The organism is Flavobacterium sp. N2550, assembly GCF_025947265.1.
GTDB classification, from domain to species: Bacteria; Bacteroidota; Bacteroidia; order Flavobacteriales; family Flavobacteriaceae; genus Flavobacterium; species Flavobacterium endophyticum.
Window position 1 is genome coordinate 541654 of record NZ_CP110007.1, and the last position, 19122, is coordinate 560775.

Annotated in this window: 16 protein-coding genes; 7 read left to right on the plus strand and 9 right to left on the minus strand. The window is 36.5% G+C overall.

The window, feature by feature from the left end; all coding sequences use genetic code 11:
* The first annotated feature begins 18 nt into the window (after nucleotides 1-18).
* Nucleotides 19-2031: a PKD domain-containing protein gene (locus OLM56_RS02385; protein ID WP_264528188.1), complete on the plus strand. Its 2013-nt coding sequence runs from the start codon at nucleotides 19-21 to the stop codon at nucleotides 2029-2031.
* Nucleotides 2031-4580: a CHAT domain-containing protein gene (locus OLM56_RS02390; protein WP_264528189.1), complete on the plus strand. Its 2550-nt coding sequence runs from the start codon at nucleotides 2031-2033 to the stop codon at nucleotides 4578-4580. Before OLM56_RS02385 ends, OLM56_RS02390 begins: the two co-directional genes overlap by 1 nt.
* A 34-nt stretch (nucleotides 4581-4614) precedes the next feature.
* Here the strand turns inward: OLM56_RS02390 and accC are convergent, their stop codons facing one another.
* The 6 genes from accC to pdxA form a co-directional block, all read right to left on the minus strand.
* Entirely contained in the window at nucleotides 4615-5961 is a 1347-nt protein-coding gene (gene accC, locus OLM56_RS02395; protein WP_121375475.1) for an acetyl-CoA carboxylase biotin carboxylase subunit, read from the minus strand.
* Between the two features lie 105 nt (nucleotides 5962-6066).
* Entirely contained in the window at nucleotides 6067-6558 is a 492-nt protein-coding gene (accB, locus tag OLM56_RS02400; protein ID WP_121375476.1) for an acetyl-CoA carboxylase biotin carboxyl carrier protein, read from the minus strand.
* A 24-nt stretch (nucleotides 6559-6582) separates the two neighbouring features.
* Nucleotides 6583-7581, minus strand: a complete 999-nt coding sequence (locus tag OLM56_RS02405; RefSeq protein WP_121375477.1) for a beta-ketoacyl-ACP synthase III — start codon at nucleotides 7579-7581, stop codon at nucleotides 6583-6585.
* A 166-nt stretch (nucleotides 7582-7747) separates the two neighbouring features.
* Nucleotides 7748-7942, minus strand: coding sequence for a 50S ribosomal protein L32 (rpmF, locus tag OLM56_RS02410; protein ID WP_082482157.1), 195 nt, complete (start codon nucleotides 7940-7942; stop codon nucleotides 7748-7750).
* Between the two features lie 9 nt (nucleotides 7943-7951).
* Nucleotides 7952-8497, minus strand: coding sequence for a YceD family protein (locus tag OLM56_RS02415; RefSeq protein ID WP_264528190.1), 546 nt, complete (start codon nucleotides 8495-8497; stop codon nucleotides 7952-7954).
* Between the two features lie 84 nt (nucleotides 8498-8581).
* Complete coding sequence (gene pdxA / locus OLM56_RS02420) at nucleotides 8582-9628, minus strand: 4-hydroxythreonine-4-phosphate dehydrogenase PdxA (RefSeq protein WP_264528191.1); 1047 nt, start codon at nucleotides 9626-9628, stop codon at nucleotides 8582-8584.
* 60 nt (nucleotides 9629-9688) lie between these two features.
* Between pdxA and OLM56_RS02425 the strand changes: the two genes are divergently transcribed.
* Nucleotides 9689-10276, plus strand: coding sequence for a riboflavin synthase (locus OLM56_RS02425; RefSeq protein ID WP_264528192.1), 588 nt, complete (start codon nucleotides 9689-9691; stop codon nucleotides 10274-10276).
* Nucleotides 10277-10726: 450 nt separating this feature from the next.
* Here OLM56_RS02425 and aqpZ read toward each other — a convergent pair whose 3' ends face one another.
* From aqpZ to OLM56_RS02440, 3 genes are all read right to left on the minus strand, one after another.
* Nucleotides 10727-11425 (minus strand): aquaporin Z, encoded by a 699-nt coding sequence (gene aqpZ / locus OLM56_RS02430; RefSeq protein WP_264528193.1) that lies wholly within the window; start codon nucleotides 11423-11425, stop codon nucleotides 10727-10729.
* 317 nt (nucleotides 11426-11742) lie between these two features.
* Nucleotides 11743-13209, minus strand: coding sequence for a tetratricopeptide repeat protein (locus tag OLM56_RS02435; RefSeq protein ID WP_264528194.1), 1467 nt, complete (start codon nucleotides 13207-13209; stop codon nucleotides 11743-11745).
* Between the two features lie 1114 nt (nucleotides 13210-14323).
* Nucleotides 14324-15211: a hypothetical protein gene (locus tag OLM56_RS02440; RefSeq protein WP_264528195.1), complete on the minus strand. Its 888-nt coding sequence runs from the start codon at nucleotides 15209-15211 to the stop codon at nucleotides 14324-14326.
* A 327-nt stretch (nucleotides 15212-15538) separates the two neighbouring features.
* Here OLM56_RS02440 and OLM56_RS02445 point away from each other — a divergent pair, with 327 nt between their 5' ends.
* From OLM56_RS02445 to OLM56_RS02460, 4 genes are all read left to right on the plus strand, one after another.
* The gene (locus tag OLM56_RS02445; RefSeq protein ID WP_147406587.1) at nucleotides 15539-15718 is read left to right on the plus strand and encodes a hypothetical protein; all 180 of its coding nucleotides are present in this window, start codon (nucleotides 15539-15541) and stop codon (nucleotides 15716-15718) included.
* A 67-nt stretch (nucleotides 15719-15785) separates the two neighbouring features.
* Complete coding sequence (locus tag OLM56_RS02450; RefSeq protein ID WP_264528196.1) at nucleotides 15786-17726, plus strand: CDC27 family protein; 1941 nt, start codon at nucleotides 15786-15788, stop codon at nucleotides 17724-17726.
* Nucleotides 17727-17739: 13 nt separating this feature from the next.
* Nucleotides 17740-18408, plus strand: coding sequence for a response regulator (locus tag OLM56_RS02455; RefSeq protein ID WP_121376237.1), 669 nt, complete (start codon nucleotides 17740-17742; stop codon nucleotides 18406-18408).
* A 159-nt stretch (nucleotides 18409-18567) separates the two neighbouring features.
* Nucleotides 18568-18837, plus strand: coding sequence for a hypothetical protein (locus OLM56_RS02460; protein ID WP_121375487.1), 270 nt, complete (start codon nucleotides 18568-18570; stop codon nucleotides 18835-18837).
* Nucleotides 18838-19122 lie beyond the last annotated feature (285 nt).

Below are 19122 nucleotides of genomic sequence, written 5' to 3' on the forward strand. Positions count from 1 at the left end.
AACAAACACCCCTTGATTATGAAGAAATTAATCCTCATAACCGTTTTATTTTCGGGAATTTCTTTTTGCTTTTCACAAGCAAAAACAAAAGACACGATAACCCGAAGAGCCGTAATCGGCCTTGACCAAAAGGGAAATAAAGTTTCTTTCAAGCCCCAGACTCCACCGCTTATCCAAATCGCAGGAGCACCGCCGGCCAGCTATAGTTATTTCTGGGAATTCGGCGACGGTCATTACAGCAAGGAAAAAGAATCCAAACATACCTACAAAAAGAAAGGCAATGCTACCGTAAGGCTCGCCGTGACCAACAATTATGATAATGGAAAACCGCCAGCAACCCGTCCAAAAACGATTGCTGTCACCGAATTATCAGAAACAGATTATCAAGATATTGCTTCCATAGAACAGTACGACGGCTTCCTGTTGCAGAAAAACAGGGAACCGATGCCCGACGAGGAAATCGTGGTAGTCATGAGCTATCAAAACCTGAAAGACTATTCTACCAACGGGAAGCTCTATCTTTTTTATAACGACAAGCAATTCAAAAATGACAACTTTGGAACAGTAGAAACCAGGGTACATGAAAACGAAAAAGAAAAATTAGAAGAAAACTACGCATTCGTTGATGATTATGATAGACATGAAACATATCTCGCAAGTACAGAAAGTCTAGCAATCAAGAACAATAAAATTATAGAAGACCTTGAAAATTTAGAACAAACACTTGAGCAGTCAAAAGCACTTTACCGAAACTCAAAGGTTTTTGAATTCGACAGCCTTTCGCCAAAACAAACAAGAAATTTATTTTTTACGTTCAAGACAACTCCCGAAATGATCAAGGACACCAGCGCCACGCTGACCATCAGAGGTGTTTTTGTCCCTGACAGAAATTATAAAAACCATAAGGTAAAAAACCTTGAGATGGAAATCGTGACTTCTCATGATCCGAACAAGATGTCTTCGAATGGTATTTTCATGAATTATAGACTTGTCCGTTTCAAAACGTTGAATTTCAAGACCCGTTTTCAAAATGATGGCGAAGGCCCGGCTCGAAAAATAAAACTCGAAACAGATATTCCCGATATTTTTGACAAATCGACCTTAAAAATTGTCGATATGTATCCGAAGTGCGAAATCTGTCCGAAAAACGAAGAGGTAAACTATAGCTGTCTTGATACAATTGTCTTGAAGAATCAGATACATTTTACCTTCAAGAACATTTACCTTCCAGGAAGCAACCAAAAAAACGTGATGGAAAAAGACAGCACAAAAGGCTTTGTAAAATACAGCTTGAGGTTTGGCAAAGATTTCCATAAGGTAAAAACCAAAAGTCGTACTGCGATTATCTTTGACAAAAACGAACCGATTATTACCAATTATGCCGTCACCCGTTTCAGTCCCGGAATTTCTATCGGCGTACGAACAGGATATAATTATTTTCCAGATCAAGAAAATCCGAAGAGCTATTTTCTAGGTACCACAATTTCGCCTTATAAATCGTACAGATGGTACATACAGGCTGAATTGTATTATAATTACATGGAAAGCAGTTCTTCCACCAGCACAAATCCGACATTAAGACAGCTGAATCCGCCTTTAGTATTAAGCAACGGAACGGTTTTAGACATAGCCTATGTTCAGACAGAAAACAAGCAAAAAACGGTACGAAATCTAGCCGAAGTCGTTCCCGTGTCGCTTCGCTACAGCCTGAATAATTATATTGGATTTGGTTTCGGACCGCAATTTTCTGTCGCATTGGATGAGACTTTCGAAAATGAAACGACAACACGATATTTTCAGCCCGTATTTAATGACCCGAATCCCCCACGGCAAGGCGAAGAAATTACCAGTGCCCGACAAAGCCAGAGCGGAAAGACAACCACAAAAGCATTTGAAAAATTGCAAACCAATGTTTTTGCAGACGTTACTTTTGGTTTTGCTCGAATAGGACCAAGTCTCGGAATTCGTTATTTATGGAGCTTTGAAAATGATTTCAGTCATTGGCAATTCTATGCAATCTGGAAATTTTGATGAAAAAGGTTGTTTTCTTTATACTATTCGCACAATTTGCTTTCGCACAAAAACAGACGATTGCTGAAGATCATATCTACGCAGCATTGGATAATTTTATCGCTCATCCGAGCTTAGCTGGAATAAAAAATCTGGAAGAAACAGAAAAACAGTTTTGGAAAGACCCAAAGCCAAAATCTAAAAATGACAAGCTGGCTATTGTCATCTTAAACTGCAATAAGGCTTTCTATCAAAAACAATTTGGCCATTATTTTGAAGCAATTCATTCCTATGAAAACGCATTAGGACTGTTTCAAAAAAACCAACTTTCGGATTATGATATTGTCGAATATTGCTTAAATCCTTTGGGAAATCTCTATACGATGACTGGAGATTATACAAGTGCTGAAAATACCATTAAGCACTATCTGTATCTCGCCATCAAAAACAACAATTTGTCGCAGAAAGCAAGTGCCGTAATTAATCTTTCTGCCGTTTATAAAAGCATCGGAAAAAATCAAGAAGCTATTGATTTGCTAGAAAATATCTATGTTTCAGAGAAGCTTTCAGATGAGAGAAAAGCTATTATTCTTTCCCTTCTTGGAGAAAATTATCTGGCAAAAAATGAGCTTGACAAAGCACAAAAGGTTTTTGAAAAAGCAGAAACTATTGCTCCAAGTTTCCTTCTTTATAAAAATCTTGCTACGGTTTACAGACACCAAAAAAACTATAAAAAAGCGGAAGATTATATTAAAAAAGCAAAATTAGAACTCTCTGGCAATTCCAAGCGTGACATTTCACAGCTTTATCTGGAAGAAGCACAACTATTGCTGAACCAAAAAAAGATAAAAGAAAGCCAAAAAGCAATTCAGGAAATTTTCAAAGAATTGATTCCAAATTATAATCCGAGTAACCTTCTTCCTACGCAGAAAATGCTTTATCCAGAAGGACTCTTGATTGATGCATTGGATGTATTGGCTTCAACGTATGCGGCGCAAAAAAACTATCAAAAAGCGATTGACTGTTACAACTTTACTTTTGCGATTGATGCACAGTTTTCCTCTTTTTTGTTTTACGAAGAAACTTCGCTTATCCACAGATCTGGCATCCGAAATCGGGTGGAAAAAGCGATTGGAATGTATGAAAAGCGCTATCAAGAATCAAAAGACCCTGTGTTTTTAGAACAAGCTTTCGCGCTACAAGAAACAACAAAATCTAGCGCATTGAAAAACTATATTGCGCTCGCAAAAAAATCAGGAAGTAAAAGCCAAAAAGAAATTTTATATAAAATTCACGAACTCTCCAACACCGTCATCAAAGAACAAGAAAAAGGTGAAAAAGCCAATCTGGAAGCTATCAATACTGCTTTGGCACTTCAGAATGAAAAGATAGCGGCATTGAAAAAAAGCTTTGAAAAAGACAAATTCAATGGTCCATCACAATTGGATTTTGACAGGCTTTATCATAAATTAAAAAACGACGATGCAACATTAACGGCCTATTTTTATGGGAAAGAAAAAGTTTATGTTTTTGATGTATCTGATTCTCAGATACAGCTTACATCTTTCCTTACTTCTTCTCTAAATAAAAAAATAATCACCGATTATTTGGATTATTTCGCCGAATCGTCTGCCATTTCAAATGATCTTGCCGGATACAAACAACAGAGCCATAAGCTCTATAATCTGCTTCAGTTGAAGAAAATAACAACAAAAAAGCACCTGATACTTCCAGATGGATTGCTTTGTTTTATTTCTTTTGAGTCGTTGCTTACCAAGGCATCGCAAAGCACTGATTTTTCAAAACTGCCTTATCTGATGAACGAAGAAATCATAAGTTATGCAACGTCTACCGAGTTTTACTTGAACAATAAAAAACCTAGTTATAAAAATCAATCCGTGTTAGGCGTATTTCCTGTTTTTGAAAACAGCAATAGAAGTCTGGCTTTTTCTGTAGAAGAGCTAAAATCCATCAAGCAGCTGTATGGCGGAACTTATTTGGAAAAAAATCAGGCAACCTATGCTAATTTTTTGAAAGACATCCGACATCATTCTATACTCCATCTTTCTACCCATGCATCTTCCGGAAATACGGAAATTCCCGCTGCAATTTCTTTTTACGATCAAGATGTTCTGTACGGCAATTTGTATTCTTTAGATATTCATCCGGATTTAGTTGTCCTGAGCGCCTGCGAAACGGGTATTGGAAAGTTGTATCGCGGCGAAGGCGCCTTAAGCATTGCACGCGGGTTTCAGAATGCAGGTGCTGAAAACCTGTTGTTTTCGTTATGGAAAGTGAACGATTATACGACTTCTGTTTTAATGAAGAATTTTTATCAAAGCTGCGAAAAAGACGAGATGTACTTTAGGGCTAATCATCAAGCAAAAATGGAATTTTTACAAGACAAAAGTATTCCAAACAGCAAGAAGTCGCCTTATTTTTGGGGTGCTTTTGTTTTTTATGGCGATATTTCGGAGGATTCTACTTGCAATTATTGGTATTTATTTGGCGGACTTGCCGTCATTGTTCTCTGTTTGGTAGTAGTTCAAAAACAAAAAAGCAAGCAATAAAAAAATCCCAACCTTTCAGCTGGGATTTGTATTTTTATTTAGGATCTTCCATTTTGAAGCTTTCCATAAATTTAGTGGTATAATCACCCGCTACATAAGCTGGATCATCCATTAATTGTCTGTGAAAAGGAATGGTTGTTTTTACACCTTCGATTACGAACTCATCCAAAGCACGTTTCATTTTGCTGATTGCTTCTTCTCTTGTTTGAGCCGTAGTAATCAATTTTGCAATCATGGAATCGTAGTTCGGCGGAATCGTATATCCAGAATAAACGTGAGTATCTAGACGAACTCCGTGTCCTCCTGGCGTATGCAACGTCGTGATTTTTCCTGGTGACGGACGGAAATCATTGTATGGATCTTCCGCGTTGATTCGGCATTCGATAGCATGCAACTGTGGCAAATAGTTTTTACCAGAAATCGGCACACCAGCAGCAACTAAAATCTGCTCACGGATTAAGTCATAGTCAATAACTTGTTCTGTAATCGGGTGCTCTACTTGGATACGAGTATTCATCTCCATGAAGTAAAAATTTCTGTGTTTGTCAACCAAAAATTCTACGGTTCCAGCACCTTCATATTTGATATATTCTGCCGCTTTTACAGCAGCTTCACCCATTTTTTGACGAAGTTCGTCTGTCATGAATGGAGAAGGCGTTTCTTCTGTCAGTTTTTGGTGGCGTCTTTGAACTGAGCAATCTCTTTCAGAAAGGTGGCATGCTTTACCGTAAGCATCACCTACTACTTGAATTTCAATATGGCGAGGCTCTTCGATCAATTTTTCCATGTACATTCCGTCGTTACCGAATGCAGCAGCAGCTTCTTGACGAGCGCTTTCCCAAGCTTTTTGAAGTTCGTCTTCTTTCCAAACGGCTCTCATTCCTTTTCCACCGCCTCCAGCCGTAGCTTTAAGCATTACTGGATAACCGAATTCTTTCGCCAGTTTTTTAGTTTGCTCGTAAGATTCTAACAAACCTTCTGAACCTGGAATCGTAGGAACTCCTGCCGCTTTCATTGTAGCTTTTGCAGAAGCCTTGTCTCCCATTCTGTCAATCATTTCAGGAGAAGCACCAATAAATTTGATACCGTGTTCCTGACAGATTTTTGAAAATTTAGCATTTTCAGAAAGGAAGCCATATCCAGGGTGGATTGCATCTGCATTTGTAATTTCTGCAGCTGCAATAATGTTAGACATTTTCAAGTAAGATAAATTACTTGGCGGCGGGCCGATACAAACAGCTTCATCCGCAAAGCGAACGTGAAGGCTTTCTGCATCTGCAGTTGAGTAAACGGCTACCGTTTTGATACCCATTTCTCTACAGGTTCTGATAACGCGAAGCGCTATTTCTCCCCTGTTTGCTATTAGTATTTTTTTAAACATCGTATTTAAATTAGATAATTAGACAATTTGGATACTTAGACGATTAGACAAGCTGGAGATTTTAGTAAAATCTGCAATCTAAACATCTGCAATCTAAAATCTAAATTATGACGGGTCTACTAAGAATAATGGCTGGTCAAATTCTACTGGAGATGAATCATCTACCAATACTTTTACGATTTTTCCAGAAACCTCAGATTCGATCTCGTTGAAAAGCTTCATTGCTTCGATAACGCAAACTACATCTCCTTTTGAGATTGAGCTGCCTACTTCTACGAATGGTGCTTTGTCTGGAGAAGGTTTTCTGTATAATGTTCCAATAATTGGAGATTTGATCGTAACGTATTTTGAGTTGTCTTCACCTGCTGCAGAAGTTGCAACTGGTGTTGAAGGAGCCGTTGGAGCTGTTGGCTGTGGCATAGCGGCTTGTGGCAATGCGTGGCTTATTGGCGCCTGTTGGATGTAAGTAGTAGTTTCAGATGACGCTCCGTCAGTAGTTTTGATTGTGATTTTGAAATCATCCATCTCCAATTTTACTTCAGTAGCTCCTGATTTTGCTACAAACTTGATTAAGTTTTGAATTTCTCTAATATCCATGATATTCGAATTTAGGTTTTAGTTTTATTGTTTGTCGTATGCCCATTTCATGTAGATCGATCCCCAAGTGAATCCACCTCCAAATGCGGCAAATATTAAATTATCTCCTTTTTTGAATTGCTTCTCAAAATCATTCAGAAGCAATGGCAATGTTGCTGAAGTAGTATTGCCATATTTTTGAATATTAACGAGTACTTTGGATTCATCCAGACCCATTCTGTTTGCCGTAGCATCAATAATTCTTTTGTTTGCTTGATGAGCTACCAGCCAATTCACATCCTCTTTAGTAAGGTTGTTGCGTTGCATTATTTTTTCGCTGACATCAGCCATTCCTGAAACAGCATATTTGAAAACGGTTTTACCATCTTGAAAAACATAATGTTGTTTGTTCTCGACGGTTTCTTTTGACGCAGGAAGCAAGGAACCTCCGGCTTCAATCTTCAAGAACTCACGGCCAACGCCATCGCTTCTTAAAAATTCGTCTTGAAATCCAAGACCTTCATGATTCGGCTCGAACAAGACAGCACCGGCTCCATCACCAAAGATAATGCACGTGGCTCTATCTGTATAATCGATTATGGAAGACATCTTGTCGGCTCCGATCAATAAAATCTTTTTATATCTGCCCGATTCGATGTAAGCAGCTGCGGTAGACATTCCGTATAAAAAACTAGAACAGGCAGCTTGCAAATCGTAAGCAAAAGCATTGACAGCACCAATTTGTGAGGCAACATAAACAGCTGTCGCGGCAACGGGCATGTCTGGAGTTGTAGTTCCTAGCAGTACTAGATCGATTTCTGCCGGGTTAATATTGTTTTTCGCAATCAAATTCTCTGCAGCTTTAATGGCAAGAAAAGATGTTCCTTTCGTATCATCTTTTAAAATGCGTCTTTCTTTAATCCCAGTACGAGTAGTAATCCACTCATCATTGGTGTCAACCAACGTTTCAAGTACTTTATTAGAAAGCACAAAATCAGGCACATAGGCTCCAACTGCGGTAATTGCGGCTGTGATTGTATTCATACTATTTTTAATAATTTCTTCTCGAAAAATATAGTTCCGAAAAGAGGTGGAAATTACAAAAAAAATCTAAAACATACCTTTTTGCAAAACGTTATTTATCAATAAATTATAAATAACAAAAAAACTCCCACAACGTGAGAGTTCGATTTTTTACTGCAAAATTGTATTAAGCAACAGCTTCTTGCTTATCAATTACTACTTGACCTCTGTAGTACATTTTACCTTCATGCCAGTAAGCTCTGTGGTATAAATGCGCCTCTCCAGTCACTGGACATGTAGCGATTTGAGGAACAGATGCTTTATAATGTGTTCTTCTTTTATCTCTTCTTGTTTTCGAGGTCTTTCTCTTTGGATGTGCCATTTTACTATATTATTTATCCGTTAATAGTTTTTTTAATTGATCCCAACGCGGATCTGTCTCTTCTTCTTTTGCATCAGCTTTTTGTTCTTTCGCATTGACTTGCAATTCATTCAGCTTATCAAGAGCGTCTGTTTTTAACGTACCGTCTTTCACGCCTGGATGAATTCTTTTTAGAGGGATGGAAAGCGCAATCATCTCATAGATGTATTGTGAAATATCCACTTGATGTTCGCCGTGAGGCAAAATGAGCAATTCTTCATTATCATCATTAAAAGCTTCTCCAAACTGAACGATAAGCTTGATTTTTCCTTTAATCGGCAAATCAAACATTTCACTAGTCAAATCACATGGAACATAAATTATTCCTTTATGTTTGAACTGAAGTTCAAGCATGGTGCTTTTTTTCTCTAAAACTACATTGACTTTGATATCACAGCTTTCAAACTCGTCATAACTAAAGTCTTCAAAGAACTTTTTATTTATTTGATATTCAAACTGATGTTTTCCTAACTTTAATCCTATAAAAGGAATTAAAAACTCATTGGTTACTTTCATCTTAACAACAATTTGCCCTAAACTTCGGGAGTGCAAAGATATAAAATAATTACAATTCCAAAAGCGTTATAAACATTTTTTTGTTTATAAGTGTTTTTCTTTTATTTTTAGGGGTTTTTCGGTAATAATCGCATATTCATTTCTGGAATGATAGATATCGATAGCCAGATAAACTGCTTCCTTGAACGAATTAGGATCTGCAATTCCTTTTCCTGCAATCTCATAGGCCGTTCCGTGATCAGGCGACGTTCTGATTTTATTCAATCCCGCCGTATAATTCACGCCTTTCCCAAAAGAAAGCGTCTTAAAAGGAATCAACCCTTGATCGTGATAGGTCGCTATCACAGCATCGAATTTTTCATATTGGCCACTTCCGAAAAAACCGTCGGCCGCATACGGGCCAAAAACTAAGGTTCCGCCTTCAAACAGCTTTTTGATTGTAGGTCTTAGGATTTCGTCGTCTTCTTTACCGATTACGCCTCCATCACCCGCATGAGGATTCAATCCTAGAACGGCGATCTTAGGCTTGTTTATGCTAAAATCTTGGATGAGCGATTTTTTAACGGTTTCGATTTTGCTCTTGATAAGTGCTTCTGTAAGATGTGAAGCGACTTCGTTTACAGGTATATGATCTGTAATCAAGCCCACGCGCAAATCATCTTGCACCATAAGCATCAAAGCATTCCCTTCCAGCTCTTGATCCAGATAATCAGTATGTCCTGGGAATTTAAAATCTTCGGACTGTATATTGTATTTATTAATTGGCGCCGTAACCAAAACATCTATCTGCCCTTCTTTCAAAGCTGCTGTAGCTGCCGTAAATGATTTTATGGCATACTTCCCGATATTCTCATCATTGGCTCCGTATTCTACATTGACACCTTCTTTCCAAACATTTAAAACATTGATTTTTCCTGGAAGGAGCTGATCAATTTTGTCTATTCCGTGAAGCGCAATCGTAGCATCAAGGTTTTTCTTAGCAAAAGAGAGTATTTTCACATTGGCAAAAATAACTGGCGTGCACAGCTCGAGCATTCGCGGGTCTTCGAAGGTTTTCAGGATTACCTCGCTTCCAATACCGTTCAAATCTCCTATTGAAATTCCAACTATTATATTTTCTGCTTTTTTCATACTACTTGCTCCTTATTTATTGCTAATTTTGAAGTGCAAATTTAGTAAAATAAAACAAGAATGTTTACAGGAATAATAGAAACCCTTGGAGTAGTCAAAGATTTACGCAAAGAGGGAGAAAATATACACATAACCGTGTCCTCATCGATCACTAATGAGCTTAAAATAGACCAAAGTGTTTCGCATAACGGCGTGTGTCTTACAGTTGTGGGAATTTCGGACGACCAATATACGGTTACGGCAATTAAGGAATCTATCGACAAAACAAATATAGGCGACTGGAAAATAGGTGATCTTCTTAACTTGGAGCGCGGCATGAAACTTGGAGACAGGCTAGACGGACATATCGTGCAAGGTCATGTAGACCAAATAGGAATCTGCAAATCTATTGAAGAAGCTGACGGAAGCTGGCATTATACTTTTGAATACGACCCAGCCTTAAGCAATATCACCATTGAAAAAGGCTCGATTACAGTGAACGGAGTAAGTCTGACTGTTGTAAATTCTAAAAAGAACGAGTTCAGTGTTGCGATTATTCCTTACACGCATGAGCACACCAATTTCAAGAATTTTGAAATCGGAACAAAAATCAACCTGGAGTTTGATGTCATTGGAAAATATGTTTCGCGATTGCACCAGCTTAGATAGCCAAAAACAAAAACTCCGACTTACATCGGAGTTTTTTTATCTTTAGTTGACATCTTAAATCGTAAAAAAGCAAAAACCAACCCTATCACCAACAAAAGAAGAATTCCATTATCGATAGGAAGACCGATTGGCGTTGGACCCGTAGGCGGTGGCGGTGCAGGAGGCTCATTATCAGCAAAGCAATTAGCTACAGAAAACAGAACCACTGCAAGATTTATTATTGTATTTGGGACAATCCTCATAGGTTGTAAAAGTAAATAAAAAATCTTTTTGTCAAAATATTTTGTAAAATAAAATATTCAAATGAATATCCGCCAAAATTACACTATAAAATTTCTCAAATGCTATGTAATTGTTATCAAAAATTAAGAAATCAATAAAATTTATTATTTTCGTTTGTACGAAATTTAATAAATCATCAGACATAATTAGCTTCTCTTCTTTTCCAAGCTATTCTACCTCGTCAATTTGAGAAGACAGGTACTCGTAAAAGATTCCTGCTAAAATTGCTCCCGCAATCGGAGCCAGCCAGAAAAGCCATAGCTGTTCTAAAGCCCATCCTCCGACAAATAGAGCTTGGCTTGTACTTCTTGCAGGGTTTACCGAAGTATTGGAAACCGGAATACTCATCAAATGGATCAAAGTAAGTCCAAGACCGATTGAAATCCCGGCAAATCCTTTTGGAGCGGAGCTATGTGTAGATCCGAGAATGATGAGCATGAAGATAAAAGTCATGATTACTTCTGTAGTAAGAACCGAGAAAATATCGTATTGGTTTGGAGAATGTTCTCCAAAACCGTTTGCAGCAAAATTTCCTAGCTCAAAATTCGGCTGTCCGCTTGCTATAAGATACAGAATAAGGGCCCCAAAAATCCCTCCTAAAACTTGCGCCATCATATAAGGAAGAACTTCTCTTCTTTCGGTTCTTCCTGCAATCCACAGTCCGATTGTCACAGCAGGATTCAGATGACAGCCAGAAATAGTGCCGATTGTGTAGACCATAGTAAGGACCGACAGACCGAAGGCCAACGAAACACCTATATATCCAATACCTAAATCAGGAACTGAAGCTGCTAATACAGCGCTTCCGCAACCTCCTAAAACCAACCAAAGCGTGCCAATAAATTCTGCTATTAATTTTTGCGTCATCGTATTCAATTATTTATACTGTTTGCGGGCAAAGAAAATACAGACACAATATTTCTGCAAAAAAACCACTACTCACATCTACTCAGCAATAAACATTTTATTTTCATACTGATTATCAATAAATTATTTTTCAGAGATATAAAAAAGAAAGAAGATTATGAGTAGTAATTAAGCACTATCTACGCGAAAAATAGTAATTATAAGTTAAGAAAAATACTACTTTTTATATTATCGTTCTACTTCTAAATGGTGAAAATTGTATAAATAAAAAATCCTTGCTTCGACAAGGATTAATTGATGTGGAAAAAATAAAATTGTTATAGATTCATCATCCATACATTTATGTCTTCTTCGGAGGGTATTGAAAGTTTTTTTCGAAGCCTGTATTTTTTCGCTTCAACAGCTCGAATTGATGAATTTGTGTATTGTGCGATTTCTTTAGTGGAAAGATCCAGTTTTAAAAAAGCACACAGCTTTTGTTCGCCCGCAATTAGTCCTGAATTTATTTTGTTTAGCTTCTTATAAAAATCCGGATAGGTTTCCTTAAAAATCATCAAAAAGGAAGGATCATTAGTACTTGCCAGATAAAGCATTTTCTTTAGATGGGCTTCATCTTTTTGCAACAGTACAAACATATTGGCGGTATCTTGAACCTCAGCCAGAAGGCGGGCATTATTTGCTTTTTCTTTCTGGAATTTCCCATAGATATGGACTAATATTACAATCAGCAATAAAACAAATACCGCAGTAAATATAATGGTCCGATTAAAGTCATCATCTACATTCTTAACAAGAGTATTTTCTCCCATTGATGCGGTCTGAACCGATGTATTTTCTTTCGGAACATTTTTAAGACTATCGTTGATAGCATTATATTCTGAAAGATATTTTTCGGCGTTTGCATCATCACGAATTGCTTCATACGATTTTGACAGTCCAAGATACGTAGATTTTAACGCATAGGCATCGTTGATAGACTTTGCCACTTCAATTCCTTTTTTGAAATAATCGATGGACAGTTTGTGTTTTTTCCTAAAATAATTAAGGCTTCCTAAATCGCTTAGCGTATTGGCTTTTACCGATTCATGATTGACAGAATTAGCTAGTTGCAATGCTCTGTCAAGATAAAATTCTGCAGAATCAAGTTCTTTTGCTCTTAAAAAACTAGAACCGACGTTGGAACATGCCAAGGAAAGCGTCTTATTTCGCAGTGGATTATTCAGCACCATTTTCTCAAATTCCTGGTATCCTTTCCTATAATAAAAAGCAACCGAATCGGTGGTGCCGCCTTTCTCATCCAGATTAAAGGCAATGTCATTGTAGAGCACCCCTAGTCTTGAACTTTTAATTTCTTTGTCAGGAAGATTTTGCGCAAAAGAAAGCGCTTTTCTGAACTGCTTTAGCCCGTTTTCATAATCTCTTAAGCCTGTGTATCCAATTCCTTTTAATCGAAGAGCATCTGAAATTAATTTAGAATCTGAAGTTTCAACTGCAAGTTTCTCTGCTGCTGATGCATTTTTCAGAACATCTTCATATTTTGATAATTCATGCTGCTTTCTGCTGGCAATGAGCAATCCTTGAGCCATGCCTTTTTTATATCCTAGCTTTTTCGAGTCATCATAAGCTTTCAGGCTCAAAGTAACTCCATAGGCTGCATTTTTGCTTTCCAACTGCTCGGCAACAGATAAGAGGCTATCGATTTGAGCTTGATTAAAATTCTGACTAAAACTTTTACCAAGTGATAGGAAAAAAATAAAGAATAGGAAATACTTGTTCTTTTTCATAAATACAGAAAGGCACTTATATTATGAAGTTTTAGTTTACAATCTATCTATATTTTTAGGGCAGGCAAAATAAATAAATATTTATCACATCATAAAAAACACATTTTCATAAAAAAACAATACAATAACCGATAAATATTTGACAATTAGGGGCTTTTAAAACAGAAACTATATTTTCCATCTTATAAAGTTGCAATATATTCAAAAACGAAACCATTTTTCTTGTGAAAAAATAATTTTAACACCACTTATTTCTTTATAAATGAAAGAAACAGCATAAAAATATAAAAGCATGTTGGAAAAATAGCTTGTAAAAAAGCCAAAGATCAAGCTTATAGTATCATAAGCTTTACAAAATAAAAAAACAGCATGTTTTGCCTTTTAAAGGAAAAATTATTCAGTCCGTTTTAATAGTTTGAAAAAAATAGAGAAGTAAAAAATAAGGAGGGCGACATAAACCAAGAACATATTTTCCCCTAAAATAACACTACGGGTCACCCTCCTCTCAAAAACTACCGCATTGACCTACCACCAATCAATGTTAAAGCAATAGCTTTAGTTGGTAATTTATTTTAATCTTAAACACAGAAGTCCAAGATATAGTTATCTAATTCATAGCAATGCTATTATTCAAAGCCAAACAGAACACGCAAAATCTTTACAAAGATTTCCATACAATTAATCAAACACATTAATAGAATTGGTAAGTTGTTCTTTCTGCAGATTTGGGATCTCAAAGAATATTAAGTTTTAGCAAGAGTAGGCTTCTAAAAAAGAAGTGCTCTGATAAAAAGTAACAGGACAAATAAAAGGCGGAAATTTAAATTATGAAAAAAAATGCATACTCACATCTACTCACAATCAAAAAAAATATTTAATTATTTGAATATAAATAAATTAAAAAACAATTTAACTTAAAACGAGTAGTAAAAAATTAAAAAAAGAACCGTCATGAGTAGAAAAAAACATCATTAAGAGTTGTTCATTTTTACAATCACGACGGTTTTTCGTCATAAGATATTGCGATACACAAAAAAAGACAAATGTATGCATCGACGTTAACTGCAGTACTAACGACAGAACACTACAAAATCCTTAAGAAAACTTCCCCAAATTATTTCTTATTGTGAACCTTTAGGATGTGTTTTTCAACCATATGTTTTGTAATGGGCCGGAGTTGCTTTCTAGTAATAGGATGAATACCACTGCATGAAAAAAACTCACATTTTCCATCTTGCTTTATATACCAGACCATCGGCCGATCATTGATAAAAAAAGTGGTCGTATCACTAATTTCTATCTTTCTGAAATTTTCTAATACATCCTTATTCAAGGCAACCACATTATCATAGCTCATTTCACCAAAAGCCCGATTTTCGTCACAATCAAACTTTTCATAGTGGTCTCCTTTCCAAATCATGCATTTGTCATCAAAAACATCTTTTAAAACAAAAGCAGAAAAAAGAATTCCGCCCAAGAGACTCAATGTCAGCACCACCTTTTTCGACATAGGAGGTTTTATCATCAACTGATGGTTGTTTTCATCCGGTTTTGAGATAGCCATTCTTTCAGAAAAGTAATCTCTCGAAGGCGATGTCCAACTTCCATTATTACTTCTATGGTCATCGGCATTTACAGGATGATTAGGATCTAAAAACTTCGTATAGGGCCTCTGCTTAAAATCTACCAAGACTGCAATCAAATTTGCGCTTCGGTAATCCTTGAGATTGGTTCCTAACTTCAGGAAGGTACTTAAGGGCTTGAATTTTTCGGTATCGAAATTTTTAATCCACTTTGCAATATCATCTTCAGTCTTAAAACAAAAGAAATGACGAAAAGTAACAAGATCAGAAAATCTCATTTCTTCTTCACTGATAAGAAGGCATAATCTTTTAAGATTTGCGGGAGTGGGATCTAAAAGCAAATCTGAATATTTTCCCATTTTTTCTTCTTCATACCGGGTTATGATGGCCTTTTTATATTCTTCAAAATTATTTTTCATATTTATAAATTCAGAATTAATTGGAATCGTTCGGAATTATCGGAATCATCGGAATTCCCTTGCTATCACTAGCAAAAACCAGATTTACTTTGCCTCAGAAATCAGTTCCTGTCCTAACATGCATTTGGGACAAATGTACAAAACTGATTTTACCTCAGTGTTGCTAAACAGGATGGAATGACCATTCGGGAAGTATGATCTTCTCTTCTGTTTTAGCATGCTGAACTTCCCAAAAAAAGGGCCACCACCCATTAAAAACGACGGATTAAAATTTCGAAAAACAGTATCGAAATAGAATCCTCTATGTCAAACTTTAATACTAAAAAGATGAGAAAATTAATTCTAGCTCTGGCTATCATAGCCTCTAGCACCCTGTTTATCTCCTGCACAGCAGATGATACGACAGATGAAGTCAACGGAATGAGCCAGCAAGCAGACGATAGCGGCGGTAATAACACAAACACTTCTACAAAACCACCTCCACCGCCTCCTGTTTTAACGCCATAGGCCAAAAAGTATAAATAAAAAAAGTTTTTGTAAAACAGTTTTAGTATTTTCGGGGAAACATTCTTCTATGAAGCATTACTCCCCGATTTTGCTTTTTTTTATAACATTGATACTCATTTCATGCGGAGAAAGCATGCCCGTAAAAAAAGGAAGTTCTACTACCGACAGTCTCGAGCATTATATGAAGCTGTCTTATGACAATACATTTTCAGAAGAAAAACAGCTTGACTACAGCAATAAGGCCTACCGCATAGGCGTTGCTTCTAAAAATGACTCTTCTCAATATAAGAGTTTATACAATAAGATAGAGCACGATCTTCTTTATGGAAAGGACAGTTCTAGATATTATCTCACGAGACTGAAACATCTAGCATTCAAGACAAAAAGCAAAACGTATCTCGGTGGATATTACTATCTCTATGCTTCGTATTTTTCAGCAATAAATGTTGACAGCAGCTTTGCCTATTATGATCGTTCAAAAACGGAATACCTGAAAGCAAAAGATAGCCTGAGAGCTGGATATAGCTTATTGATGATGACCGACCTGCAGCGAATTTCTTCTGATTATTATGGCGCTGAAACGACAGCAACAAATGCTTTAGAATGCCTAAAAAACACAGGAAATACGTCCTATCTCGTAGCCGCTTATAATTTCCTAGGTATGTCTTACAAGCAGCTTTTCAATTATGAGAATGCCTTGTTTTATTATGATAAAGCGTATAAAAACACTGAAGACCCTATATCAAAAGACGCAGTAATGAACAATATAGCCTTAGTCTATATGGACAAGAAAGAATATGCAAAGGCAATAGCAATCCTTAAGGTTCTTATTTCTAAAAAAAGTTCAAGCTCAAATACAGAACTCAAAGCAAAAGCAATGGACAACTTGGGATATTCTTATTTTATGTCAAATGATAAAAGAGGAATTACTTATATGCTAGAAGCTTTAAAAATAAAAGATTCTATTCATGATGAATTTGGATTATCAGCAAGCTGCCTGCATCTTTCGGAATACTATCTCCAAAGCAATCCTGCATTATCAAGAAATTATGCAGAAAGAGCCTATAGCCTTGCAAACAGACTAAAAAATACCGACGATAAGCTTGACGCTATTAAATTTATTTCCAAGACATCGAATTCAAGACAAGAAGCCGACAAACTGTTTTCTGAATATACGAAGTTGAACGATAGTATAAAAATCGTTCGTCAGAAAGCAAAAAATCAGTTTGCCAAAATTCGTTACGATTCCAAACAAGTTGAAGAAGAATCACTAAAATATCAAGCAGAAAATGCAGAAAACAAGTTAAAAGCAGAAAAAGTAAAACGCAGAAATGAGCTCTTATTACTCACGATATCATTTCTTGTGCTCGTTGGAACGTTATTATACAGATTATTGAAATCCAGGCATGAAAAAGAAAAGTTTCAAGAGGCTTACAATACTGAAACACGAATTGCAAAAAAAGTACATGACGAGCTTGCAAATGACGTTTATAATGTCATGACATTTGCCTCGACACAAAACTTAGAGAAACCAGAAAAAAAAGAAGCACTTATACATTCGCTAGACAGCGTATATTTAAGAACCCGGGATATATCAAGAGAAAATAGTCCTGTCGAATTGGGTGAAAATTTCTCAAGACAGTTAAAAGAAATGCTTTCTGAATACCAGACAGAATCGCTCAATGTGTTGATTAAAGGTATTGATGCTGTCGATTGGATAAAAATAGATGAAAACAAGAAATTGGTAACCTACCGCGTTCTCCAAGAATTAATGGTCAACATGAAAAAGCACAGCCAAGCCACCCTAGCTGTTATTGATTTTTCGACTGCTGATAAAAAAATTAACGTCCAATATTCGGACAATGGCATTGGAATGCCACTTGGAAAAACTATTTTAAAAAATGGCCTTCAGAATGTGGAAAACCGTATAAAAAGCATCCGAGGAACGCTTATTTTTGACATACAGACAAACAGAGGAGTAAAGCTTTCTTTTGGCTATCCTGTTTAAAAAATTTAAGACTATGTTTAAAAAAATTTTGATTGCAGAAGACATTGACAGTATACAGACTTCGGTAATTTCACAGCTTGACCAGCTGACACATGCTGAAATTCATCATGCCAAATACTGTGACGAGGCTTATCTAAAAGTCAAAAAAGCACTGTTAGATGAAGAACCTTATGATTTGCTGATAACAGATCTTTCTTTTAAGCAAGATCATCGAGACACTGTGCTAGAATCCGGGGAAGATCTTATCAGGAGCGTCAAGGAAACACAGCCAGAATTAAAGGTCATAGCCTACTCCATAGAAGACCGTTCCTATAAAATAAAAGCATTATTTGAAGAATGCGGCATAAACGGATATGTATCCAAAGGACGCGAAGGATCCAAAGAGCTGGAAAAAGCCGTCTTAGCCTTAGCTGGAAGCACCGAAAATTACGTCGCGGCTCCACTTTCTAATATATTTCAAGCCAATAATATCATTGAAATTGAGGAATATGACCTCAAGCTTATCAAATACTTGTCCATCGGCTTGACGCAAGATGAAATAGGTGCCAAATTCAAGAAGCAAGGCAATGTGCCCTCCAGCAACAGCAGCATTGAGAAGAGAATAAACAAGCTCAAGCTCTATTTCAAGGCAAAGAACACTATCCATCTGATCAGCAATGCAAAAGATCTAGGACTCATATAACAGCACCCCAAGCCTGCTATTTCTCAACCGACATTCTTGTCGGTTTTTTTATTTTGAGATGCTAAAAAAAACATAAAAAAACGCCTTTACGGAAAACCGTAAGGAAATGGGCCTGACCAACAGTAAATTTGGGTACCAATCTGCCTAATTTTATGAATCATGGGATACAAAGCTTTAGTCATTTTAGAGTTGCCCGATGCCACTGAGGAACAAAAAAATATTTTTAATAACGTCTTATCAAAAGAGCTGTGGTTCAAGATCAAGAATCTGAATATGGCTTGGGAAATATCATTTAATCAAAACTGGTCACGCGGAGGAGCTATTGAAGCTATAGAAAATGACCTGAAGAAAGCAAAAAAAATCAGCGGTGTCAAACGAATGGAATATGCCATGCAATTGGATATACAGCTCGTAGTAAAAAGCTGCTGAAGCAGAAATCTACTCCAACTTAGAAGAACAAAAAATCATTCCAGACTAATACAAGCTATAGGCAATCCGAAGTAAAAAGTCTAAACCGTTACTACTGCCTCCAGTAGCAAATACCTTGAAGTTATAAAACGTCAGCAATACCATACAAATAATTGATAGGGTAATCAAAAACACTTTTAACAGTCGAAATGAAATCCTTGATTCCTCTTCAACGACCATAGAAACAGAAGTTAAAAAATTTTTCAAAATAGTGGGGTTTTGAAGTAGTGGTTATTTTTTAAAAAC